The organism is Mycolicibacter heraklionensis (assembly GCF_001021505.1).
GTDB classification, from domain to species: domain Bacteria; phylum Actinomycetota; class Actinomycetes; order Mycobacteriales; family Mycobacteriaceae; genus Mycobacterium; species Mycobacterium heraklionense.
Genome location: NZ_LDPO01000056.1, coordinates 1 through 1,646 on the forward strand (window position 1 = coordinate 1; position 1,646 = coordinate 1,646).

Genomic DNA, 1,646 nt, shown 5'->3' on the forward strand with positions numbered 1-1,646 from the left:
AGGCGGGTTCACATGGTCGTCGCAACACTCTCGATTGAGAGGTTGCGACGACCATGTCGTTTTCGGAGGACTGTGCTCGGTTCGGTGATCAGCTGGCGAGGCTGGTTGACGCTGGGGTGCCGGTGAAGGAGGCGGCGGTCGCTGTCGGTCTCTCGCGTGAGCGGTGTTATGCGATCTTGCGGGCGATCGGTCGGCCAGCGGGAGCGGTCCGGGGTCCGGGCAAGCGCGGTGATCAGCGTGGGGTTGCCGATCGGGACGTCATTGTGGCTGTCTTCACCGAGACGGGGTCGGTCAATCAGGCGGCCAAGGCCAGTGGGGTGTCGCATTCGGTGGCGCGCAAACTGTTGGTCGCTGAAGGGCTGGTCACCAGTGGGAAGATCCAGTGGGGCAAGCCGGAGGCGAAACGTCGCTGCTTGGAGCTGATCGAACAGGGCTGGTCGCTGACGCGGGCTGCCCGCGAGGTCGGTGTGAACGAGCGGACTGCGCGGGATTGGCGCAAAGGGATCCGCCATGTCCGCAACACGCGGATCTACCCCGATGGGCGGGTCGTGGATTACACCCGCAAGACCGTCTACAAACAGCCGGTGAGCACACTGATCTGTGATGACACCGGCCGACCGGCCATCGATGACCGGTACTTGTCGATCGCCGATCGGGTGGTGATCGCCGATGGGCTGCTGGGCAAGGAGTCCCTGCGCACGATCGCGGGGCGGATCGGCAAGAACGTCTCCACGGTCTCCCGGGAGGTTCGGGCGCGCAGCGTCGAGGGCCGGTATCTGCCGTATCACGCCGATCGCGCGGCAGCCGCGGCCCGGACGCGGCCCAAGCAGTCCAAACTGGTGGTCAACGCGGTCCTGCGCGCAGCGGTGGAGGAAGGACTGTCCCGGAAGCTGTCACCGGAACAGATCTCGCATCGGCTGCGCCGGGACCACCCAGACGACGAGAGCATGCGGGTGAGCCACGAGACGATCTACCAAGCCCTCTACTTCCAGGCCCGAGGCGGACTGAAAGCCGAAGTGCAGCAGGCGCTTCGGACTGGACGCACTCGACGCAAACCGCACCGCACACCCGGCGAGCGGTATCAGCGGTTCACCGATCCGATGGTGATGATCAGCGACCGGCCCGCCGAAGTCGAAGACCGCGCAGTGCCTGGGCACTGGGAAGGCGACCTCATCACCGGTGAGAAGAATCAGACCGCGATCGGCACTCTCGTCGAACGCTCCACCCGCTACACCATGCTGGTGCACCTGCCCGGCAGCCATGACGCCGAAACCGTCCGCGACGCGCTCATCGCGACGATGAGCACCCTGCCGGCACACCTACGGGGCTCGCTGACCTGGGACCAAGGCGCCGAAATGGCCAGCCACAAGCAGTTCAGCATGGCCACCGACATGCAGGTCTACTTCTGCGACCCAGCCAGTCCCTGGCAGCGCGGCAGCAACGAGAACACCAACGGACTGCTACGCCAGTACTTCCCCAAAGGCACCGACCTAAGCGTCTACGGTCCCGAAGACCTCGAACACGTCGCCCAGGAACTCAACGGCCGCCCACGCAAAACGCTCGGCTGGGAAACCCCAGCCGAGCGCTTGCGTGATCTACTACTGGCCAACTAACCAGCAGTGTTGCAACGACCCCTAGAAACCGCC

The 1,646-nt window shown here is 65.1% G+C and carries 1 protein-coding gene; it reads left to right on the forward strand.

What is annotated here, in order from left to right; all coding sequences use genetic code 11:
* The first annotated feature begins 422 nt into the window (after window positions 1-422).
* Window positions 423-1,613, forward strand: a complete 1,191-nt coding sequence (locus ABW16_RS23605) for an IS30 family transposase (protein ID WP_459542297.1) — start codon at window positions 423-425, stop codon at window positions 1,611-1,613.
* Window positions 1,614-1,646: the final 33 nt, after the last annotated feature.